Below are 19,941 nucleotides of genomic sequence, written 5' to 3'. Positions count from 1 at the left end.
GGCGTATTACTCCATGAAGCCTTGCAGCTTGAGTTCGATGGAGCGCGGGTTTTCACCCTCGGCAATGGACAGCAGACCTTCGAGAAGCATTTCGCGATAGCGCGACTGACGCAGGGCGATGCTCTTGAGTTTGTTGGCAACCGGCAACAGGATCAGGTTGGCCGAGGCAACACCATAAATAGTGGCCACGAACGCCACGGCAATACCGCTGCCCAACTGACTCGGATCAGCGAGATTGCCCATGACGTGAATCAGGCCCATCACCGCGCCGATGATACCGATGGTGGGCGCATAGCCGCCCATGCTTTCAAAGACTTTGGCAGCCTGGATATCGCGGTGCTCCTGGGTCATGAAATCCACTTCCAGGATGCTGCGAATCGCTTGTGGTTCAGCGCCATCAACCAACAGCTGCAAGCCTTTGCGGGCATAGCTGTCAGGTTCGGCATCTGCCACCGATTCCAGACCCAGCAAGCCTTCCTTGCGGGCAGTCATGCTCCAGTTGATAACCCGGTCAATCCCCCCGGCCAGGTCGATGCGCGGCGGGAACAGAATCCAGACACCAATCTGAATGGCACGCTTGAAAGCGCTCATGGGCGCCTGCAGCATCGACGCCGCCAGCGTACCGCCAATCACGATCAAGGCCGCCGGACCATTGAGCAAGGCGGACAGATGCCCACCTTCAAGATAGTTACCGCCAACGATTGCAATGAACGCGAGGATGATACCGATCAGACTCAAAACATCCATCAGACGCACGCCTCCACGAGGTGCCGACCGATGTCGTCCAGACTGTAAATCGCGTCGGCCAGATCAGCTTTGACGATCGCCATTGGCATGCCGTAGATCACGCAGCTCGCCTCATCCTGAGCCCAGACGTGGCTACCGCCCTGCTTGAGCAGACGCGCACCTTCGCGGCCGTCGGCGCCCATGCCGGTCAGCACGACCGCCAGGACCTTGTCACCGTAGGATTTGGCCGCCGACCCGAACGTAATGTCCACGCACGGTTTGTAATTCAGACGCTCGTCACCCGGCAGGATTTTCACCGCGCCACGGCCATCGATCATCATTTGCTTGCCGCCTGGAGCCAATAGCGCGAGGCCTGGACGCAGGATGTCGCCATCCTCCGCTTCCTTGACGCTGATCTTGCACAGCTTGTCCAAACGCTCGGCGAAGGCTTTGGTGAACGCCGCCGGCATGTGCTGGATGAGCACGATAGGCGCAGGAAAACTGGCAGGCAATTGGGTCAGCACACGCTGCAAGGCAACCGGGCCACCCGTCGAGGTGCCGATAGCGACCAGCTTGTAGTTCTTGCGTTTCGGTGTCCCTGACAACGGCGGGTGCGAGCTGCCTGCCGCCGAAGCTGGAGCTGGCGCAGGTGCCGCACGCGGGGTTATTGGCCGCGCGGGAGCCGGCGTCGGACTGGCAGTTCTGCTGGTGGCCGGAGCCGCCGTCGGGGCATGAACCGGGTTGTGAGTCGACGCATGAGTCGGGGATGAGACCGGAGCGGATACGGGCGCAGCAGAACCGCTCAAGCCGCGGCGATTACTGCGCGAAATGCTGTGGACTTTTTCGCACAGCAGTTGCTTGACCTTCTGCGGGTTACGCGAGATGTCTTCGAAATTCTTGGGCAGGAAATCCACCGCACCGGCGTCCAGTGCATCCAGCGTAACGCGGGCACCTTCGTGGGTCAGCGAGGAGAACATCAGCACCGGGGTTGGACTGCGCTGCATGATCTGGCGAACGGCGGTAATGCCATCCATCATGGGCATTTCGTAGTCCATGGTAATCACGTCAGGTTTGAGCGACAGCACCAGATCAATGGCTTCCTTGCCGTTGCTCGCGGTACCGACAACCTTGATATTTGGATCTGAAGAAAGAATTTCCGTGACGCGGCGGCGGAAGAAACCGGAGTCATCTACCACCAATACCTTGACTACCATAAACACTCCATTACAGGTTGCACGGAAACCACTGCGCTGTGCGACATGCCTTTGAAGCGAGGTCCGGACGATGACAGCTAATCGACCGAACATATCCCAAAGGGCCACGAGACGCATGCGCTCTACTCCAAGCTACGCAAGCGACTCGACGTTGTTATTATTGCCTTCGCATGCATTCGCAGCGTTTCGACACAACCTGACCAGGCGCCACAGGCAGTTACCTGCCAGTGGCACCAGAATCAAATACGCCGTGCGGCGTACCGCTTGAGCATACTCGGCACATCGAGAATCAAGGCAATGCGACCGTCACCAGTGATGGTGGCGCCCGACATGCCAGGCGTTCCCTGCAACATTTTGCCCAGTGGCTTGATGACCACTTCTTCCTGACCCACCAGTTGATCGACAACGAAGCCGATCCGCTGAGTGCCCACCGAAAGAATCACCACATGCCCTTCGTGCTGCTCTTCGTGGACGGCCGAACTGACCAGCCAACGCTTGAGGTAGAACAGCGGCAGCGCCTTGTCACGCACAATCACGACTTCCTGACCATCGACGACATTGGTCGTCGACAGGTCCAGGTGGAAGATCTCGTTGACGTTGACCAGCGGGAAGGCAAAGGCCTGGTTGCCCAGCATGACCATCAGGGTTGGCATGATCGCCAGGGTCAACGGCACCTTGATGACGATCTTCGAGCCTTGGCCCTTGGTCGAGTAGATGTTAATCGTACCGTTGAGCTGGGCAATCTTGGTTTTCACCACGTCCATGCCCACGCCACGGCCCGATACGTCGGAGATCTCGGTTTTGGTCGAGAAACCCGGTGCGAAGATCAGGTTGTAGCAGTCGGTATCGCTCAGACGATCAGCCGCATCCTTGTCCATCACGCCACGCTTGACCGCAATCGCGCGCAGAACGTTAGGGTCCATGCCCTTGCCGTCATCGGAAATCGACAACAGGATGTGATCGCCTTCCTGCTCGGCAGAGAGAATGACGCGACCGCCACGGGGTTTGCCCGATGCTTCGCGCTCTTCCGGCGTTTCGACACCGTGGTCAACCGCGTTACGCACCAAGTGGACCAATGGATCGGCAAGCGCCTCGACGAGGTTCTTGTCCAGGTCGGTCTCTTCACCCACCAGTTCAAGGTTGATCTCTTTCTTGAGCTGACGAGCCAGGTCGCGTACGAGTCGCGGGAAGCGACCGAAGACTTTCTTGATCGGCTGCATCCGGGTCTTCATCACCGCGGTCTGCAAGTCGGCCGTTACCACATCCAGGTTGGAAACCGCCTTGGACATGGCTTCGTCGCCGCTGTTGAGACCCAGGCGAACCAGACGGTTACGCACCAGCACCAGTTCGCCGACCATGTTCATGATCTCGTCCAGGCGCGCGGTATCGACCCGCACGGTGGTTTCCGCTTCTGAAGCGACCGGCTTTTCAGCAGGTGGCGCAGCCGGTTTGGCAGGCGCAGGCGCAGCCGCCTTGGCGGGCGCTGGTGCGGCAGCCGGTTTGGCTGCAGCCGCCGGAGCAGGCTTGGCGGCGGGTGCCGCTGGTTTGGCAGGTGCAGCAACGGCGGCCGCAGGCGCAGCAACCGCGGCGGCTGTTGCGGCTATTTCTGGCTCGAATTTGCCCTTGCCGTGCAGCTCATCGAGCAAGGCTTCAAATTCGTTATCGGTGATTTCGTTATCTTTGCCAGCCGATGCAGCCCCGGCAGCAGCAGGCGCTGGCGCAACGGCAGGAGCCGCTGTGGAAGCGACCGCGGTGGCATCGAACGAACCCTTGCCGTGCAATTGATCGAGCAATGCTTCGAATTCATCGTCGGTGATATCACCGCTTTCAGCCTTGCCAGCCGGTGCAGGCGCTACCGCAGCGGCAGCAGGTGCCACGTCGGGAGCAAACTGACCTTTGCCATGCAACTGGTCGAGCAGCGATTCGAATTCCGAGTCGGTGATTTCGTCAGTTGCGGCTACGCCCGTTGCAGCCGGTGCAGCAGCAACAGGTGCTTGCTCCTTGGCTGCATTGAGCGAATCAAGCAGGTTTTCGAATTCGGTATCGGTGATCTCGTCGGAAGGCGCTTCGGCGACAGCTTCGACAGGTGCCTCCTCCACGACGTCAGCAGGCGCTTCGTCAGCCGATGCCGGCTCCGCCAGACGCGCCAGGGCAGCCAGCAATTCCGGTGTTGCCGGAGTCACTTCACTGCGCTCACGCACTTGGCTGAACATCGCATTGACCGCATCCAGCGCTTCAAGGACCACGTCCATCAGTTCCGAATCTACGCGACGCTCACCCTTGCGCAGGATGTCGAAGACGTTCTCGGCGATGTGGCAGCACTCCACCAGCTCATGGAGCTGGAGGAAGCCGGCGCCCCCTTTTACAGTGTGAAAACCGCGAAAAATTGCATTGAGCAGATCTGCGTCATCCGGTCGGCTTTCCAGCTCGACCAACTGTTCAGACAACTGCTCGAGAATTTCGCCGGCCTCTACCAGAAAATCCTGAAGGATCTCTTCATCGGCGCCGAAGCTCATTGGGGTGCTCCCTAAAATTAACCGTCAACAGACCAGACTTAGAAGCCCAGGCTCGATAGCAGATCGTCTACATCGTCCTGTCCGGACACAACGTCTTCCCGTTTATCGGCATGAATCTGCGGACCTTCACCCTGTTTGATATGTTTTTCTGGATCTTTTTCTGCGCGGATGGATTCGTCGTCATGTTCGATGCCCGCAAAGCGGTCTACATGACTGGCCATGAGCACCAATTTGAGCAGATTGCTCTCGACTTCAGTGACCAATTGCGTGACGCGCTTGATCACCTGACCGGTCAGGTCCTGGAAGTCCTGAGCCAGCAGAATGTCGTTGAGGTGGGAGGAAACCTGATGGGTATCCTTTTCGGTGCGCGTCAAGAAACCATCGACGCGTCGCGCCAGCTCACGAAACTCTTCAGCACTGACCTCACGGCGCATGAAACGCCCCCAGTCCGCACTCAAGGCCTTGGCCTCGTCGTTCAGACTGTGCATCAGCGGGGTGCTTTCCTCGACCAGGTCCATGGTGCGGTTAGCCGCATTTTCCGTGAGCCTGACGACATACGACAGGCGTTCGGTGGCGTCCGTGATCTGGGACACCTCTTCGGCTTGCGGCATGTTCGGGTCAATCTGGAAGTTGACGATCGCGCTGTGCAACTCGCGGGTCAGCTTGCCGATTTCCTGATACAGGCCACGATCCCGAGCCTGGTTAAGCTCATGGATAAGTTGCACGGCGTCGCCGAAACGGCCTTTTTCAAGGCTCGCCACCAGCTCGGTTGCGTGTTTTTTCAGGGTCGATTCAAACTCGCCCATTGACGTTTCGTTGTTCTCCATAAAGCCCTCGCGGCATACATCAGCTATTGACGCGCTCAAAGATCTTGTCGATCTTTTCTTTCAGCGCCTGAGCCGTGAATGGCTTGACGACATAACCGTTGACGCCGGCCTGAGCCGCTTCAATGATTTGGTCGCGCTTGGCTTCTGCGGTCACCATCAACACCGGGAGGTGCTTGAGGCGCTCATCGGCACGCACTTTACGCAGCAGGTCGATACCAGTCATGCCAGGCATGTTCCAGTCCGTTACCAGAAAGTCAAAGGAACCGCTTTCCAGCATTGGCAACGCGGTAAGCCCGTCATCGGCTTCGGACGTGTTGGTAAAGCCCAGATCACGCAGCAGGTTTTTAATGATCCGCCGCATCGTTGAGAAGTCATCAACGATGAGGATTTTCATGTTCTTGTCCAATTCGACCTCCAAGCAGTCTTTGACGCGTTCAGCACCTGAACGCGCTGTTCAATCAATACCGGCACAGCTCACATCGGCTGCACGAAAACGACGGGCTTGGCAAATCAACAACTATGGAAACCGCACAGCAAATCCACGGACTGCATGAAAGCTATTGCTTTTAACAGTCCGTGGTACGAATGCCTGTATGGCCCCAGCCTTGTCCACTGTCCCACGTAACGCTTTGCACAGCCTGCTCACACGCAACACGTAATCACCAAGGATTACGTACCACTTGTCAACGCGCTCGCCACTCTCCCAAACGCCCTCGTAAACGAGCTGCGCACTGGCTGTGTAACTGGCTGACTCGAGATTCGCTGACCCCCAGGACCTCACCGATTTCCTTGAGGTTCAGCTCCTCGTCATAGTACAGCGCCAAAACCAGACGTTCACGCTCCGGCAAGTTGGCAATTGCATCTGCCAACGCAGCCTGGAAGCGTTCATCTTCCAGGTCGCGCGACGGCTCAAGCGAACCGCTTGCGCCATCCTCATGCAGTCCTTCATGTTCGCCGTCCTGCAAAAGGTCGTCGAAACTGAAGAGGCGACTGCCCAAGGTATCGTTCAAAATCCCGTAGTAATCATCGAGACTCAATTGGAGTTCGGCCGCAACCTCGTGATCTTTAGCGTCACGGCCTGTTTTTGCTTCAATTGAGCGAATTGCGTCACTGACCATGCGCGTATTGCGGTGAACCGAGCGAGGTGCCCAGTCGCCCTTGCGCACTTCATCGAGCATCGCACCACGGATACGAATCCCGGCGTACGTCTCGAAACTGGCACCCTTGGTGCAATCGTACTTGGTGGAAACTTCCAGCAAGCCGATCATCCCCGCCTGAATCAAGTCTTCGACCTGAACACTGGCAGGCAAGCGCGCCAGTAAATGGTAGGCAATGCGCTTGACCAGCGGAGCATACCGCTCGATCAAATCATATTGCGAGTTTCGGGACGCTTTGCTGTACATCTGATAGCCGCTCGCGGTCATTGAACAGGCCCTGCAGTTGTCTGGTAAACCAGTCGCTCAACGAAGAACTCAAGATGTCCACGTGGGTTGGCAGGCAGCGGCCAGGTATCGACCTTCTGCGCAATGGCCTTGAACGCCAGCGAACATTTAGAGCGTGGGAAAGCTTCGTATACGGCACGTTGTTTCTGTACGGCCTTACGCACACATTCGTCGTAAGGCACTGCGCCGACATACTGCAAAGCGACGTCCAGGAAGCGGTCAGTCACCTTGGTCAACTTGGCGAACAGGTTGCGCCCTTCCTGAGGACTCTGGGCCATATTGGCCAGGACCCGGAAACGGTTCATGCCGTAATCGCGATTGAGCAACTTGATCAGAGCGTAGGCGTCCGTGATGGAAGTGGGCTCATCGCACACCACCAGCAAGACCTCCTGAGCGGCCCGGACAAAGCTGACCACCGACTCGCCAATACCGGCGGCTGTGTCGATGACCAGCACGTCGAGATTGTCGCCAATGTCGCTGAATGCCTGAATCAGACCGGCGTGCTGCGCCGGGCTCAGATGAACCATGCTCTGGGTGCCGGAGGCAGCAGGCACGATTCGAATCCCGCCCGGGCCTTGCAACAACACGTCGCGAAGCTCACAACGACCCTCGATCACATCGGCGAGGGTACGTTTTGGCGTCAGCCCCAGAAGGACGTCGACATTCGCCAGGCCAAGGTCGGCGTCCAGCAGCATGACGCGCCGGCCGAGCTCGGCCAAGGCCAGTGAAAGGTTCACTGACACGTTAGTCTTACCGACGCCACCCTTGCCGCCGGTCACCGCGATCACCTGTACGGGATGCATGCTGCCCATGTTAATTGTTTACCTTGTCTTGCGTAGACCGAAGCCAGATTGCGGGCGACACGCTCAATGAAGAGCAATGCCAGGCAGACCACCGATGCAGGTAACTCTGAATAGTTCGCTTCACTTAACCGACCCGTTTGTTGGGGTTGTGGTAAAGGTCGGCGAACATATCCGCCATGGCCTCTTCGCTTGGCTCTTCTTGCATCTGCACATTGACCGCGCGCGTCACCAATTGGTGCCTGCGCGGAATGTGGAGATCATCAGGAATTCTAGGCCCATCAGTCAGATAGGCCACAGGCAACTCATGACTGATGGCAAGGCTGAGCACTTCCCCCAGGCTGGCAGTTTCGTCCAGCTTGGTCAGGATGCAGCCGGCCAGACCACAGCGTTTGTAGCTGTGATACGCAGCCGTCAGCACTTGTTTCTGGCTGGTGGTTGCCAGTACCAGATAATTACGTGATTTGATCCCGCGCCCCGCCAGACTCTCCAGCTGCATACGCAGAGCCGGATCACTGGCTTGCAGGCCCGCGGTATCAATCAGCACAACACGCTTGCGCAGCAGTGGGTCCAGCGCTTGCGCCAGTGACTGGCCTGGATCGACGTGAGTCACCGGCACGTTGAGGATGCGGCCCAATGTCTTGAGCTGCTCCTGAGCGCCGATACGGAAACTGTCCATGCTGACCAGGGCGATATTCTGAGCGCCGTACTTGAGTACGTAACGCGCTGCCAGCTTGGCCAGCGTGGTGGTCTTGCCCATGCCAGCCGGGCCGACCATGGCAATCACACCGCCTTCTTCAAGCGGCTCGACGTCAGGCACTTCGATCATCCGTGCCAGGTGGGCCAGCAACATGCGCCAGGCCTGACGTGGCTCGTCGATATCAGGGATCATTTCCAGCAGGTCGCGGGACAACGGGCCAGACAAGCCGACACGTTGCAGACGACGCCACAGGTTGGCCTGGGCCGGACGACTGCCCTGCAACTGATTCCACGCCAGGGAGCCAAGCTGGACTTCCAGCAGCTCACGCAGGCCATTCAATTCAAAACGCATCGAGTCGTAACCGCGCTGACCACCCGCTGGCGCAGCCGTAGCAGCCTGCGGCTGTACGGAGGGACGCGGCGGCTCTTCCAGCGTCGGCTCGATGTGGGTATCGGCAGCGCTCAATGGCAAACCGGCAAACAACTGGCGATTGGTCGCGCCATCGCTGTCGCTACGGTTGTTCAGTTCTGCCTGGGCCGAGACAATGCGCGACTGGGTTTTGCGCAACTCGTCCTCAAGCTCAATGTTAGGTACACGAGGAGCGAGCGCGGACAATTTGTAATCCAGAGCGGCAGTCAGCTCGACGCCACCGGCAATGCGCCGGTTACCGATGATGGCCGCTTCAGCGCCCAGCTCATCACGAACCAGTTTCATGGCTTGACGCATATCGGCGGCGAAAAATCGCTTAACTTGCATGTCTCACTACCTCAGCCGTTAGGCCCGACAGTCGCTACGATGGTTACTTGCTTGTTGTCAGGAATTTCCTGATACGCCAACACGTGCATATTTGGTACAGCCAACCGTCCAAACCGCGACAGCATGGCCCGAACCGGGCCTGCCACCAGCAGAATCACTGGTAAGCCTTGCATCTCTTGACGCTGGGCGGCGTCGATCAGCGAACGCTGAAGTTTTTCCGCCATGCTTGGTTCAAGGAGAACGCCTTCTTCCTGACCCTGACCAGCCTTCTGCAGACTATTGAGCAATATCTGTTCCAACCTTGGCTCCAGCGTGATAACTGGTAGCTCCGGCTCAATGCCTACAATGCTTTGGACGATTGCGCGGCTCAAGCCGACCCGGACTGCAGCCACCAGAGCGGCGGTATCTTGACTCCGTTGAGCGTTGTTGGCGATGGCTTCGGCAATGGTGCGGATGTCCCGCACAGGAACCTGCTCGGACAACAATGCCTGCAACACCTTGAGCAAGGCAGACAACGACAGAATGCCTGGAACCAGCTCTTCAGCCAGCTTGGGCGAGCCTTTGGCCAGCAATTGCATCAATTGCTGCACTTCCTCATGGCCTATCAGCTCATGGGAATGCTTGTAGAGAATCTGGTTAAGGTGCGTGGCGACAACCGTACTGGCGTCCACCACGGTATAACCCAGCGACTGAGCCTGACTGCGCTGGCTGATTTCGATCCAGACGGCTTCCAGACCAAACGCCGGGTCCTTGGCGGTAATACCATTAAGCGTACCGAACACCTGACCCGGGTTGATTGCCAGCTCGCGGTCCGGATAAATCTCCGCCTCGGCCAGCGTCACCCCCATAAGCGTCAAACGATAGGCGCTAGGCGCCAGATCCAAGTTGTCGCGAATGTGTACGGTCGGCATCAGGAAGCCAAGCTCTTGAGAGAGCTTCTTGCGCACGCCCTTGATCCGCGCCAGCAGTTGACCACCCTGATTACGGTCTACCAGCGGAATGAGGCGATAGCCCACTTCCAGGCCGATCATGTCGATGGGAGTCACATCATCCCAGCCCAGTTCTTTGGAATCCTGAATACGCGTCGGCGAAGGCAGCATTTCCTGCTGACGCTTGACCTCTTCCAAAGCGACGACCTTGACCTGATTCTCTTTCTTCCACAGCAGGTAGCCGATGCCGCAAGCGACGAGACCCAGACTGATGAAGGAGAAGTGTGGCATGCCAGGCACGAGGCCCATCACGATCATGATCGCGCCGGACACACCCAACGCTTTCCAGGAAGTGAACATCTGACGGTTGATCATCTTGCCCATTTCTTCCGAACCGGAAGCACGGGTCACCATGATCGCTGCGGCGGTGGACAAAAGCAGTGATGGCAATTGCGCCACCAAACCGTCACCGATGGTCAGCAAGGTGTATATCTTGCCGGCTTCGGAGAAGGTCATGTTGTGTTGCAGCATACCCACGAGCATGCCGCCAATCAGGTTGATGAAGAGAATCAACAAGCCGGCAATGGCGTCACCACGAACGAACTTGCTGGCACCGTCCATGGAACCGTAGAACTCGGCTTCCTGAGCGACTTCAAGACGGCGACGCTTGGCTTCAGGCTGGTCGATCAGACCGGCGTTCAGGTCGGCGTCGATTGCCATTTGCTTACCGGGCATGGCGTCCAGGGTGAAACGCGCGCTCACCTCGGAGATCCGTCCGGCACCTTTGGTGATAACCACGAAGTTGATGATCATCAGGATGGCGAACACTACGATACCCACAACGTAGTTACCGCCGATGACCACTTCACCAAACGCTTGAATCACTTTACCGGCAGCGGCGTGACCGTCCTGACCGTGAAGCATGACCACGCGGGTCGAAGCCACGTTGAGCGCCAGCCTCAATAAGGTGGCGACCAGCAGGATGGTCGGGAATACCGAGAAGTCGAGTGGACGCAGTGCGTAGACGCAGACCAGCAGAACCACGATGGACAGTGCGATGTTGAACGTGAAGAACACGTCCAGCAGGAACGGCGGGATGGGCAACATCATCATTGCCATCATGACCAACAGCAGCAACGGAACGCCCAGCTGGCCGCGGCCGAGGCCTGCCAGATTGCTGCGTGCGCTACTGATTAACTGAGAGCGTTCCACCGATTATTTACCTGCGCGCTAAATCAAAACTTTGACGCCGATGGCGACCTGATATGACCTATTGCAAGAAGCTTTCCAACTGTGGAATCGGTGATGAAATAGCGGGCGGGGTCTGTAAGAAAGTGTGAGATGGGGGGGGGTGGTCATTTAGTGATTTGTGTACATATCCGTTACTGGGTAACGGCGGCTTTATGGTTCCGCCCTTACGGCGGGTCACTTTCGAAAAAGCGCGAAAGTAACCAAAGCGCTCATGCCCCACCACTTGGTGCCTCGCCTAGGCTCGGCATGCCCGTAATCCGACCTTGCTGCGTGGGGCCGCCGCCACCGGCCATCCATGGCCTGAGGCGGCTAAACCGGCATCCCTGCCGTTTTGCCCCACGCAGCAAGGTCGGATTTCGGCCGGCGTGGTTTAACGGGGCGCTTAAGATCAAAATCAAAATCAAAAGCAGAACAGATCAAAAGCAGAGCGAGAACGGTGGTATCGCCTCGGACCGGTAGGAGCGAACTTGTTCGCGAGACGTCCCGACAGCCAACCCATTCTTCGCCTGACACACCGCATCGCAGCCTTCGGCAGCTCCTACAGAATGTCGGCAAACCCAAGAAATCAGGTCGGCTGTCAGGCCGCCGCGCTTTTGATCTTGATCTGGGGCGCCCCGTTAAATCACGCTGGCCGAACGCAGATTCTGAAGCGTGGGCAACCCGGCAGGACGCCGGGTTAGCCGCATTGGGCCATGGATGGCCCGTTGCGGCGGCCCACGGTTCAGGATCTGCGGGCGGGTACACCGAGCGACAGCGAGGTGCCGAGGGATGGGGCAAGAGCGCTTTGGTTACTTTCGCGCTTTTCGAAAGTGACGCGCTGTAAAAGCGCAACCAATATCAGCCATGAACACGGTAACGGATATGTACACAAAACCAGCAGCGATAGACCCAGAGGCCTGCAAAAATCAAGAATCCCGCTGCAAATCCGGCGGAATGGTGATATCACCCAGCGGATCCGGACGTTTGCCCTGCCCCGCATGGTACTGACGAATCTGATACACATACGCGAGGACCTGAGCCACCGCCAGGTACAAACCGGCCGGGATTTCCTGATCAAGATCCGTACTGTAGTAAATCGAACGCGCAAGCCCCGGCGACTCCAGAATCAGAATCTGGTTGTGCGCACCAATCTCCCGAATCTTCAACGCCACAAAGTCCACACCCTTGGCCACCAGCATCGGCGCCCCACCCTGTTCAGGGTCATATTTAAGGGCTACAGCAAAGTGCGTCGGGTTAGTGATGATCACATCGGCCTGGGGGACCGACTCCATCATGCGGCGCTGCGATGCTTCGCGCTGCAACTGGCGAATGCGCTGCTTGACCTCTGGGCTGCCTTCGGAGTTCTTATACTCGTCGCGCACTTCCTGCTTGGTCATCAACAGTTTCTTGTGCGCTTCCCACAGCTGGAATGGCACATCCACCGCAGCGATGAAAATCAGCCCGCAGGCCATCCATACGGTACTCCATCCCACAACCTGCAAGCTGTGAATGATCGCTTGCTCCAACGGCTCATGAGCAATGGAAACCAGCGCAGCCTTCTCCATGTTCAACACCAGCAGCGCGACGATCAGCACGATCACGAACTTGGCGAAGGACTTGAGCAGCTCAATCAGCGCATTGGGAGAGAACATGCGCTTGAGGCCCGCCAACGGGTTCATGCGGCTGAATTTGGGAGCCATTGACTTGGTGGCGAACAACCAACCCCCCAGGGAAATCGGGCCAATAATCGCCGCAGCAAGCATGACCAGAAAAAAAGGCATCATGACAACCAGAGCGAGCTTGCCGGTCGAAAGCAGCATCTTGCCCATGGATCCCTGATCCATGAGCACTTCACGGGTGATGGTGAAGTTCGACGTCATCATGTAGGACATCGCCTCGGCAATGTCCGGACCTTCAACCAGAAGCCCGATCGCGCCTGCCATCATGATTGCCAGGGTGTTCAGCTCCTTGGAGCGGGCAATCTGGCCTTCCTTGCGGGCATCACTTCGCTTTTTATCCGTGGGGTCTTCTGTTTTGTCCTGACCATTCTCGTTCTCGGCCATGTCAGCGAGCCCTCACCATGTCACGGAAGCTCTGCAACGCTTCAGTTGCCAGCGGTTGGTATTGATTGAGAATGTCCGCCAGGCTGATCCACAGGATGACAAAGCCCAGGACCAGCGTCAGCGGAAAACCGATGGAGAAAATGTTCAGTTGCGGCGCTGCCCGGGTCATGACGCCAAAAGCGATGTTGACGACCAGCAAGGCGGTAATCGTCGGCAATACCAGCTTCAGACCGGCGGCCATGACCCAGCCCAGGCCATTGGCGAGCGCCCAGAAGTTGGATACGAGCAAGCCACCACCTACTGGCAAGGTCGTAAAGCTCTCGATCAGGGTTTCTATCACCACAAGGTGGCCGTTCATGCCGAGGAACACCAGCGTGACCAGCATGGTGAAGAATTGCCCAATCACCGCCGATGACACGCCGTTGGTAGGGTCGACCATGGACGCAAAGCCCATACCCATCTGCGTAGAGATGATCTGGCCGGCAACGACAAAAGAATGGAAGAACAACTGAAGGCACAGCCCCAGGCCTGCGCCGATAATGATCTGCTCACCGATCAGCAGCAAAGCCGTCAGGTCAAGCGCATTGACCTCGGGCATGGGCGGCAGTACCGGCGCAACTACAACGGTGATGGCCAGGGCGAAATAAAGACGCACACGGCCAGGCACCAGTGTTGTCCCGATAATCGGCATGGTCATCAACAGCGCGGTGATCCGGAACATTGGCAGCATGAAGCTCGCTACCCAAGTGCCGATCTGCCCATTGGTCAGGGCAAGAATCGGTTCCACGAGGTCAGCCGATCACGGTGGGGATGCTGGTATACAACGCGAGGATGTATTCCATGAACATCTTGAGCAACCAGGGCCCGGCCACAATCAGGGTAATGAGCATCACGATGAGGCGCGGCAGAAAGCTCAACGTCTGTTCGTTGATCTGAGTGGCCGCCTGAAACATGGCGACCAGCAGACCACAGAGCAGACTGGGCACGACCAGAATCGCCACCAGCAATGTGGTAAACCACAGTGCCTCGCGGAACAGGTCGACAGCTACTTCTGGCGTCATTGCGCGGACTCCTGATCAGGACGGTTCATACACCACCGAAACTGCTGGCCAGGGTGCCGACGATCAACGCCCAGCCATCCACCAGCACGAAAAGCATGATTTTGAACGGCAGGGAAATAATCAATGGCGAGAGCATCATCATACCCATGGCCATCAGCACGCTGGCGACCACCAGGTCGATGATCAGAAACGGAATGAAGATCATGAAGCCGATCTGAAATGCCGTCTTGAGTTCGGAAATGACAAAGGCCGGCACCAGAATCGTCAGCGGAGCCTGGTCCGGAGAAGCGATGTCCGTGCGCTTGGAAAGCCGCATGAACAATTCAAGATCGCTGGTGCGGGTCTGCGCCAGCATGAAATCCTTGATGGGTACTTGCGCCTTGGCGACTGCGTCCTGTGCTGTCAGGGTTTCTGCCAGATAGGGCTGCAAGGCGTCCTGATTTACCCGGTCAAACACCGGGGCCATGATGAACATGGTCAGGAACAGCGCCATGCCGGTGAGGATCTGGTTCGAAGGCGTCTGCTGCAAGCCCAGGGCCTGACGCAGAATCGAGAAGACAATGATGATCCGCGTGAAACTGGTCATCAGCATGACAAACGCAGGGATAAAGCTCAGCGCCGTCATGATCAGCAGAATTTGCAGGCTGACCGAGTATTCCTGCTGACCGTCCGCACCGTTGGCCAACGTAATTGCCGGGATCGACAACGGATCGGCACCAAACGCCACAGGCGCTGCCAGCACCAGCAAAAGTGTCAACAGAATACGCAGCATTACTTCTTATCCTTCTGAACCTTATTGCCCATCAAGTCCATCAAACGCTGCGCAAACTCGGAATTCACCGGCTGAGTCTCCGGCACCCGCACTGGCTCGTTCAGCACATGCAGGGGCGTGATTCGTCCCGGCGTGACGCCGAGCAGTATCTGTTCGTTGCCGACCTGCACCAGTACCAGGCGATCACGCGGACCAATGGCCCGCGAGCCGACCAGTTCGATCACCTGAGCATTACCCGGCACCCCGCGCTGAACCCGGCGCATCAGCCAGGCCAACGCAAAGATGAGACCAATGACCAGCAGAAGGCCGAACAGCAACTGCAATATCTGCCCACCCATGCCGGAGGACACGGCGGCAGTCGCCTGGGGCGCCGCCGCCTGAACGGCGGGCTCAGCCGCCAGAGCACTCAACGGCATGGCGAGCAACGCTGCGACAACTCTGATCATCTTCACTAGCGCAGCTTCTTGATACGTTCGCTCGGACTGATCACGTCAGTCAGGCGGATGCCGAACTTCTCGTTGACCACAACCACTTCGCCATGGGCGATCAACGTACCGTTGACCAGCACATCCAGCGGCTCACCCGCCAGACGATCCAGTTCGATAACCGACCCCTGGTTGAGCTGCAGCAGGTTACGAATGCTGATGTCAGTACTTCCTACTTCCATGGAGATGGACACCGGAATATCCAGAATCACGTCAAGGTTCGGGCCATCGAGCGTTACCTGAGCATTGCTCTTGGGCACGCTGCCGAACTCTTCCATTGCCATACGACTGGAAGCCGCCGAATTACCGGCGTCTGCAGCAAGCAGCGCATCGATATCGCTCTGACCGTCATCACCTGTTTCTTCCAGTGCTGCCGCCCACTCATCGGCCAACGCCTGATCTTCAGCAGACGTCATATCGTTTTCATCAGCCATCGGTTGTCCTCGGTGAACATTGATTCAGTGACACAAAAATTTCGGCGAGAAAAACTCAACGCCGCTCTATCGGCTCGATGACTTGCAGCGCCAGATTGCCTTGATGCGATCCCAGCTTGACCTTGAAGGAAGGCACGCCATTGGCGCGCATCACCATCTCGTCAGGCATATCAACCGGAATAATGTCGCCCGGCTGCATGTGCAGAATGTCGCGTAGCAATAACTGCCGCCGAACAACCGTCGCGCTCATGGGCACTGCTACATCCAGAACATCCTGCTTGAGTGCATTGATCCAGCGCTCATCCTGGTCATCCAGATCGGACTGGAAGCCCGCGTCCAGCATTTCCCGAATGGGTTCGATCATCGAGTAAGGCAAGGTGACATGCAGGTCGCCGCCACCTCCGTCCAGTTCGATGTGGAAAGTCGATACGACAACCGCTTCGCTTGGCCCCACGATGTTGGCCATCGCCGGGTTCACTTCAGAGTTGATGTACTCGAAGTTCACTTCCATGATGGCCTGCCAGGCTTCTTTCATATCGATGAAAGCCTGGTCCAGCACCATGCGTACCACTCGCAATTCGGTCGGCGTAAATTCACGCCCTTCAATTTTGGCGTGACGACCGTCACCGCCAAAGAAGTTATCCACCAGCTTGAACACCAGTTTGGCGTCAAGGATGAACAGCCCGGTACCACGCAACGGTTTGAGCTTGACCAGATTGAGACTGGTCGGCACATACAGCGAGTGAACGTACTCGCCGAACTTCATCACCTGCACGCCACCTACGGCCACGTCGGCAGAGCGACGCAGCAGGTTGAACATGCTGATCCGGGTATAACGGGCGAATCGCTCATTGATCATTTCCAGAGTCGGCATCCGACCCCGGACGATCCGATCCTGACTGGTCAGGTCATAACTTTTGATGCTGCCGGGTTCAGCAGCGTTTTCGGTTGCAACCAGACCATCGTCCACGCCGTGCAACAGCGCGTCGATCTCATCCTGGGACAGCAGGTCTTGCACGGCCATGTCGTGTTCCTACTGCAATACGAAGTTAGTGAAAAGCAGTTGCTCGATCACGGTTTTGCCCAATTCTTTCTGGGCGACTTCCTGAACGCTGGCGGTCGCTTTCTGACGCAGCATTTCCTGACCGATAGGGGATGCCAGAGATTCGAAGGGGATGCCGGCAAACAGCATGACCAGGTTATTGCGAATGACCGGCATGTGCACCTTCAATGCGTCAAGATCAGGCTGATTGCGCGCCAGCATGGTGATGCTGACCTGCATGTAGCGCTGACGACCATTGGAGTTGAAATTGACCACGAACGCCGGCGTCAGCGCTTCGAAAATGGCCGGGTGTTTGGCATTGGGATCAGCCGCTGCGACAGCCGCCGGGTCCACTTTAGGCTCGGAGCTGTGCATGAAAAACCAGGTCGCGCCGACTGAAAGGCCGACGGCCAGCAATAAAGCCACTACCACAATGATGATGAGCTTGAGTTTGCCTTTTGAGCCAGGTTCTTTAACTTCGTCGCTCTTCGCCATGCCAATAATCCGTCACTATTCGGGGGGTTCGCTAATGCGTGACAGAGGGAGAGCAAGTGTTATGCCAGAGTTGCGAGAGGGAGGTCAGGACGGGGGGTTAGCACGGTGGATTTTTATGTGGAGCCCACTGGTTGATGTGCGACGTGGGACCGGCTTTAGCCGGGAAGAGGCCGGGACAGATGCTGAATCTCTATCTGCCGAAATAACCCCTTCCCGGCTAAAGCCGGTCCCACGACACTCGTGATCGCATCGTTCCTACACAGACTCAAGCGTAGTAATCAATCTCGCTGGTACCCACAACTCGCTGAACCGGCTGACTGATCGCAACGCCAGTATCTGCGTCGATACCGTCCGAACCGTCGACGCCATTGACGCCCGAACCGCCATTACCCGTGCCCCGGGCATTGTTGGCCTGTTCTTGCTGCTGGGCCTGGTTCTGCTGATTGCGAGACTGGTCGGAAACGTTCACGTCCACCTGCCCCATCCCCTGCTGGGTAAAGGAATCTCGCAGGCGGGACATCTGGCTTTCCAGCGCTTCACGAACCCCCACATGAGCACTCATGAAGGTCACTTGAGTCTGCTGGTCCGGTGCCATATTGATACGAATATCGAGGCGACCCAATTCAGCAGGCTCCAACTGGATGTCAGCCGACTTCAGGTTCTGACTCGACAGATACATGACGCGCTCCACCACGCCTTCACTCCAGCCACTCTGGTGCATCGCCAACGGCTGATTCATCAGGGGTACTGCCGGAGCTGCTGCGCGAGGCTGCTGCGCCGCCTGACTCAGGGCCGCAAGACGATCAGCGAAGTTATCCACCCGCGTATCGCCAGCAGCGGCTTTGACATCCTTGAGACCGCCATCGAGCAACCCGTCGAATGATTTATCGCTGCTCTCGGTGCTGGGCTCGTCCGAAACAGATGAACGCTCATCCAGCGCTGCCAGGTTATTGGCGAGCTGGGATGGATCCGTTGCGGCGTTATCGACCTTGGCGTTCTTGCCTGCCTGAGCCGTTGCGTGAGCATTTTGCGCCTGCTGAGCCTGTTGCGCCTTGGCTGCCGCATTCTCAAGAGCAAACTGCAGGGCGGGCATGTCCTCAAGCGGATCAGCGTTCGGGTCGAAAGATACCTCAGCCGGGTCAGCCGCTTGTACGTTCGGCAAGGCGGTTGAGGCGGCAGCGACATCAACTTTCGGCTTGTCGGTGTCCAGCTGGGTCGTGGCCTGACTGGCAATGGCCTGCAAAGCAGGATCAAGTGCCGGATCAAGGGTCGGTTCCGGGGTCACAATCTGCGCCACTGCCGGATCAACCTGTTCTTCAGCCTTGCCGTCGCTGTCGCTGGCAACGGGCTCGGCAGGCAAGGTATTGCCGCTATCGGCAACCGTCGTCGAATCCGAAGCGGCAGCATCGTCCTTGTCGGATGCGGCCTTATCTGCAACCTGTTTGTCTTTATCGGCGGCAGGTCTGGCCTTGACCGGAGCGTCGTTGCTCGCAGCCGATTTAGCCTGAGCCTGCTTGGCATACACGTCAGAGAAGCTGGAGTTGTCGTCCTTGCCACTGTCAGCCGGCCTGGCTGAGTTGTTGGCAGAACTGGCCTTCTGCGCCGCCACTGGAGTGGCTTGAAGAAGAGCATTGGGGGCGAGTGGCATGTCGATCTCCGCGAAAACAGCTGAATACTCAGAACAGAGCAAGATACGGGCCAACGACGATCAAGAGCAGCCCCGGTGTACATGGTGCCGCGCTCTCGCAGCTGACGCGCATCTGTAGGAGCGCGCTTGGTCTGGGCCGCATCCGGACGATAGCGTCAGCAAAGCCGATAGATTTATCGACTGCCAGACCGAGTCGCGGGGCAAGCGCGCGCTCATTAAACATAAAATAACTACCTGATATCCCGGTGGTTTCTGTTGGAGCGAGGCTTGCCCGCGAAGAACGATAACGCAGTAGGGCTGATGTACCGCGTCGTCTTATTCGCGGGCAAGTCGGATTGCCGCCCACTCGCCCCAACAGATCCGTGTTTGCTGCGCGACAGCGCGGAGTCTGGACGACGGGGAGTCTCCTACAGGTAAATAACATTCCAAATCTGGTAGGCGCATTTGTTTGATAGAAGCGCGAGTCGACTCAGGGGTGTGCGATAAAAAACTGTCGTTCCGCGTCGAATAACCGACGCACAGTCGAGTATTCGTGATCGAGCGCGGTCAATAGGTCGTCAAGACCGGCACTTTCCTCCCGACGGCTGCGCTCTTCGAGCTCGCGGCACAGGTCGGCAAGGCGCAGGGCACCCATATTGCTGCTGCTGCCTTTAAAGCTGTGGGCCATGAGGCTCAGCTCCTGCAGATCGAACGCGCCCACGCCCATAAGCTGACGCAAACGGGAGATGCGATATTCAGAGTCTTTGAGGAACACATCGAGAAGGGTTGGATACTCGTCTTCCATGACTTCCTGCAACGTCG

19 protein-coding genes are annotated in these 19,941 nt (G+C 57.6%); all 19 read right to left on the bottom strand.

The features are described from left to right. Positions 1–6: 6 nt before the first annotated feature. Positions 7–747 carry a flagellar motor protein gene (locus H8S59_RS04745; protein ID WP_187520656.1) on the bottom strand — a complete coding sequence of 247 codons (741 nt, stop codon included), beginning with the start codon at positions 745–747 and terminating at the stop codon, positions 7–9. Continuing rightward, positions 747–1,940 (bottom strand): protein-glutamate methylesterase/protein-glutamine glutaminase, encoded by a 1,194-nt coding sequence (locus H8S59_RS04740; protein ID WP_187520655.1) that lies wholly within the window; start codon positions 1,938–1,940, stop codon positions 747–749. The genes H8S59_RS04745 and H8S59_RS04740 overlap by 1 nt, the downstream gene beginning before the upstream one ends. 239 nt (positions 1,941–2,179) lie before the next feature. Then, complete coding sequence (locus H8S59_RS04735; protein WP_187520654.1) at positions 2,180–4,456, bottom strand: chemotaxis protein CheA; 2,277 nt, start codon at positions 4,454–4,456, stop codon at positions 2,180–2,182. 38 nt (positions 4,457–4,494) lie between these two features. Continuing rightward, positions 4,495–5,283 (bottom strand): protein phosphatase CheZ, encoded by a 789-nt coding sequence (locus H8S59_RS04730; protein ID WP_187520653.1) that lies wholly within the window; start codon positions 5,281–5,283, stop codon positions 4,495–4,497. Between the two features lie 19 nt (positions 5,284–5,302). Then, positions 5,303–5,677: a chemotaxis response regulator CheY gene (locus tag H8S59_RS04725; protein WP_176469940.1), complete on the bottom strand. Its 375-nt coding sequence runs from the start codon at positions 5,675–5,677 to the stop codon at positions 5,303–5,305. A gap of 289 nt (positions 5,678–5,966) precedes the next feature. Further along, positions 5,967–6,707, bottom strand: coding sequence for an RNA polymerase sigma factor FliA (gene fliA, locus H8S59_RS04720; protein WP_095099748.1), 741 nt, complete (start codon positions 6,705–6,707; stop codon positions 5,967–5,969). Continuing rightward, entirely contained in the window at positions 6,704–7,537 is an 834-nt protein-coding gene (fleN, locus tag H8S59_RS04715; RefSeq protein ID WP_095099750.1) for a flagellar synthesis regulator FleN, read from the bottom strand. Before fleN ends, fliA begins: the two co-directional genes overlap by 4 nt. A gap of 115 nt (positions 7,538–7,652) precedes the next feature. Next, entirely contained in the window at positions 7,653–8,981 is a 1,329-nt protein-coding gene (gene flhF, locus H8S59_RS04710; protein WP_187520652.1) for a flagellar biosynthesis GTPase FlhF, read from the bottom strand. Positions 8,982–8,992: 11 nt separating this feature from the next. Then, positions 8,993–11,122, bottom strand: coding sequence for a flagellar biosynthesis protein FlhA (flhA, locus tag H8S59_RS04705; RefSeq protein ID WP_095099756.1), 2,130 nt, complete (start codon positions 11,120–11,122; stop codon positions 8,993–8,995). Positions 11,123–12,066: 944 nt separating this feature from the next. Continuing rightward, positions 12,067–13,203, bottom strand: coding sequence for a flagellar biosynthesis protein FlhB (gene flhB, locus H8S59_RS04700; protein ID WP_187520651.1), 1,137 nt, complete (start codon positions 13,201–13,203; stop codon positions 12,067–12,069). A gap of 1 nt (position 13,204) precedes the next feature. Further along, a complete protein-coding gene (gene fliR, locus H8S59_RS04695; protein WP_187520650.1) occupies positions 13,205–13,990 on the bottom strand; it encodes a flagellar biosynthetic protein FliR in 786 nt (261 codons plus the stop codon). Between the two features lie 4 nt (positions 13,991–13,994). Next, positions 13,995–14,264: a flagellar biosynthesis protein FliQ gene (gene fliQ / locus H8S59_RS04690; RefSeq protein ID WP_095094500.1), complete on the bottom strand. Its 270-nt coding sequence runs from the start codon at positions 14,262–14,264 to the stop codon at positions 13,995–13,997. A 25-nt stretch (positions 14,265–14,289) separates the two neighbouring features. Then, on the bottom strand, positions 14,290–15,036 hold the full coding sequence (gene fliP / locus H8S59_RS04685) for a flagellar type III secretion system pore protein FliP (protein WP_095094502.1): 747 nt from the start codon (positions 15,034–15,036) through the stop codon (positions 14,290–14,292). Next, on the bottom strand, positions 15,036–15,482 hold the full coding sequence (fliO, locus tag H8S59_RS04680) for a flagellar biosynthetic protein FliO (RefSeq protein ID WP_095095124.1): 447 nt from the start codon (positions 15,480–15,482) through the stop codon (positions 15,036–15,038). The genes fliP and fliO overlap by 1 nt, the downstream gene beginning before the upstream one ends. A 5-nt stretch (positions 15,483–15,487) precedes the next feature. Beyond that, positions 15,488–15,955 (bottom strand): flagellar motor switch protein FliN, encoded by a 468-nt coding sequence (gene fliN, locus H8S59_RS04675; protein ID WP_027897999.1) that lies wholly within the window; start codon positions 15,953–15,955, stop codon positions 15,488–15,490. 55 nt (positions 15,956–16,010) lie between these two features. Continuing rightward, positions 16,011–16,979: a flagellar motor switch protein FliM gene (gene fliM, locus H8S59_RS04670; RefSeq protein WP_095094504.1), complete on the bottom strand. Its 969-nt coding sequence runs from the start codon at positions 16,977–16,979 to the stop codon at positions 16,011–16,013. A 9-nt stretch (positions 16,980–16,988) separates the two neighbouring features. Further along, complete coding sequence (fliL, locus tag H8S59_RS04665; protein WP_187520649.1) at positions 16,989–17,492, bottom strand: flagellar basal body-associated protein FliL; 504 nt, start codon at positions 17,490–17,492, stop codon at positions 16,989–16,991. Between the two features lie 265 nt (positions 17,493–17,757). Beyond that, the gene (locus H8S59_RS04660) at positions 17,758–19,140 is read right to left on the bottom strand and encodes a flagellar hook-length control protein FliK (protein ID WP_187520648.1); all 1,383 of its coding nucleotides are present in this window, start codon (positions 19,138–19,140) and stop codon (positions 17,758–17,760) included. Between the two features lie 469 nt (positions 19,141–19,609). Then, complete coding sequence (locus tag H8S59_RS04655) at positions 19,610–19,924, bottom strand: Hpt domain-containing protein (protein ID WP_095095127.1); 315 nt, start codon at positions 19,922–19,924, stop codon at positions 19,610–19,612. Positions 19,925–19,941 lie beyond the last annotated feature (17 nt).

Source organism: Pseudomonas folii (assembly GCF_014357575.1).
Lineage (GTDB): Bacteria > Pseudomonadota > Gammaproteobacteria > Pseudomonadales > Pseudomonadaceae > Aquipseudomonas > Aquipseudomonas folii.
This window is presented reverse-complemented; position numbering and strand designations above follow the sequence as displayed.

Bases quoted from the DNA above. Each gene is read 5' to 3' on its own strand.
- fliL (WP_187520649.1), bottom strand. From the start codon at position 17,492: ATGGCGAAGAGCGACGAAGTTAAAGAACCTGGCTCAAAAGGCAAACTC.
- fliN (WP_027897999.1), bottom strand. From the start codon at position 15,955: ATGGCTGATGAAAACGATATGACGTCTGCTGAAGATCAGGCGTTGGCC.
- fliQ (WP_095094500.1), bottom strand. From the start codon at position 14,264: ATGACGCCAGAAGTAGCTGTCGACCTGTTCCGCGAGGCACTGTGGTTT.
- H8S59_RS04740 (WP_187520655.1), bottom strand. From the start codon at position 1,940: ATGGTAGTCAAGGTATTGGTGGTAGATGACTCCGGTTTCTTCCGCCGC.
- H8S59_RS04725 (WP_176469940.1), bottom strand. From the start codon at position 5,677: ATGAAAATCCTCATCGTTGATGACTTCTCAACGATGCGGCGGATCATT.
- fleN (WP_095099750.1), bottom strand. From the start codon at position 7,537: ATGGGCAGCATGCATCCCGTACAGGTGATCGCGGTGACCGGCGGCAAG.
- fliO (WP_095095124.1), bottom strand. From the start codon at position 15,482: ATGATCAGAGTTGTCGCAGCGTTGCTCGCCATGCCGTTGAGTGCTCTG.
- H8S59_RS04655 (WP_095095127.1), bottom strand. From the start codon at position 19,924: ATGGAAGACGAGTATCCAACCCTTCTCGATGTGTTCCTCAAAGACTCT.
- fliA (WP_095099748.1), bottom strand. From the start codon at position 6,707: ATGACCGCGAGCGGCTATCAGATGTACAGCAAAGCGTCCCGAAACTCG.
- H8S59_RS04745 (WP_187520656.1), bottom strand. From the start codon at position 747: ATGGATGTTTTGAGTCTGATCGGTATCATCCTCGCGTTCATTGCAATC.
- fliP (WP_095094502.1), bottom strand. From the start codon at position 15,036: ATGCTGCGTATTCTGTTGACACTTTTGCTGGTGCTGGCAGCGCCTGTG.
- H8S59_RS04730 (WP_187520653.1), bottom strand. From the start codon at position 5,283: ATGGAGAACAACGAAACGTCAATGGGCGAGTTTGAATCGACCCTGAAA.
- flhB (WP_187520651.1), bottom strand. From the start codon at position 13,203: ATGGCCGAGAACGAGAATGGTCAGGACAAAACAGAAGACCCCACGGAT.
- H8S59_RS04735 (WP_187520654.1), bottom strand. From the start codon at position 4,456: ATGAGCTTCGGCGCCGATGAAGAGATCCTTCAGGATTTTCTGGTAGAG.
- H8S59_RS04660 (WP_187520648.1), bottom strand. From the start codon at position 19,140: ATGCCACTCGCCCCCAATGCTCTTCTTCAAGCCACTCCAGTGGCGGCG.
- flhF (WP_187520652.1), bottom strand. From the start codon at position 8,981: ATGCAAGTTAAGCGATTTTTCGCCGCCGATATGCGTCAAGCCATGAAA.
- fliM (WP_095094504.1), bottom strand. From the start codon at position 16,979: ATGGCCGTGCAAGACCTGCTGTCCCAGGATGAGATCGACGCGCTGTTG.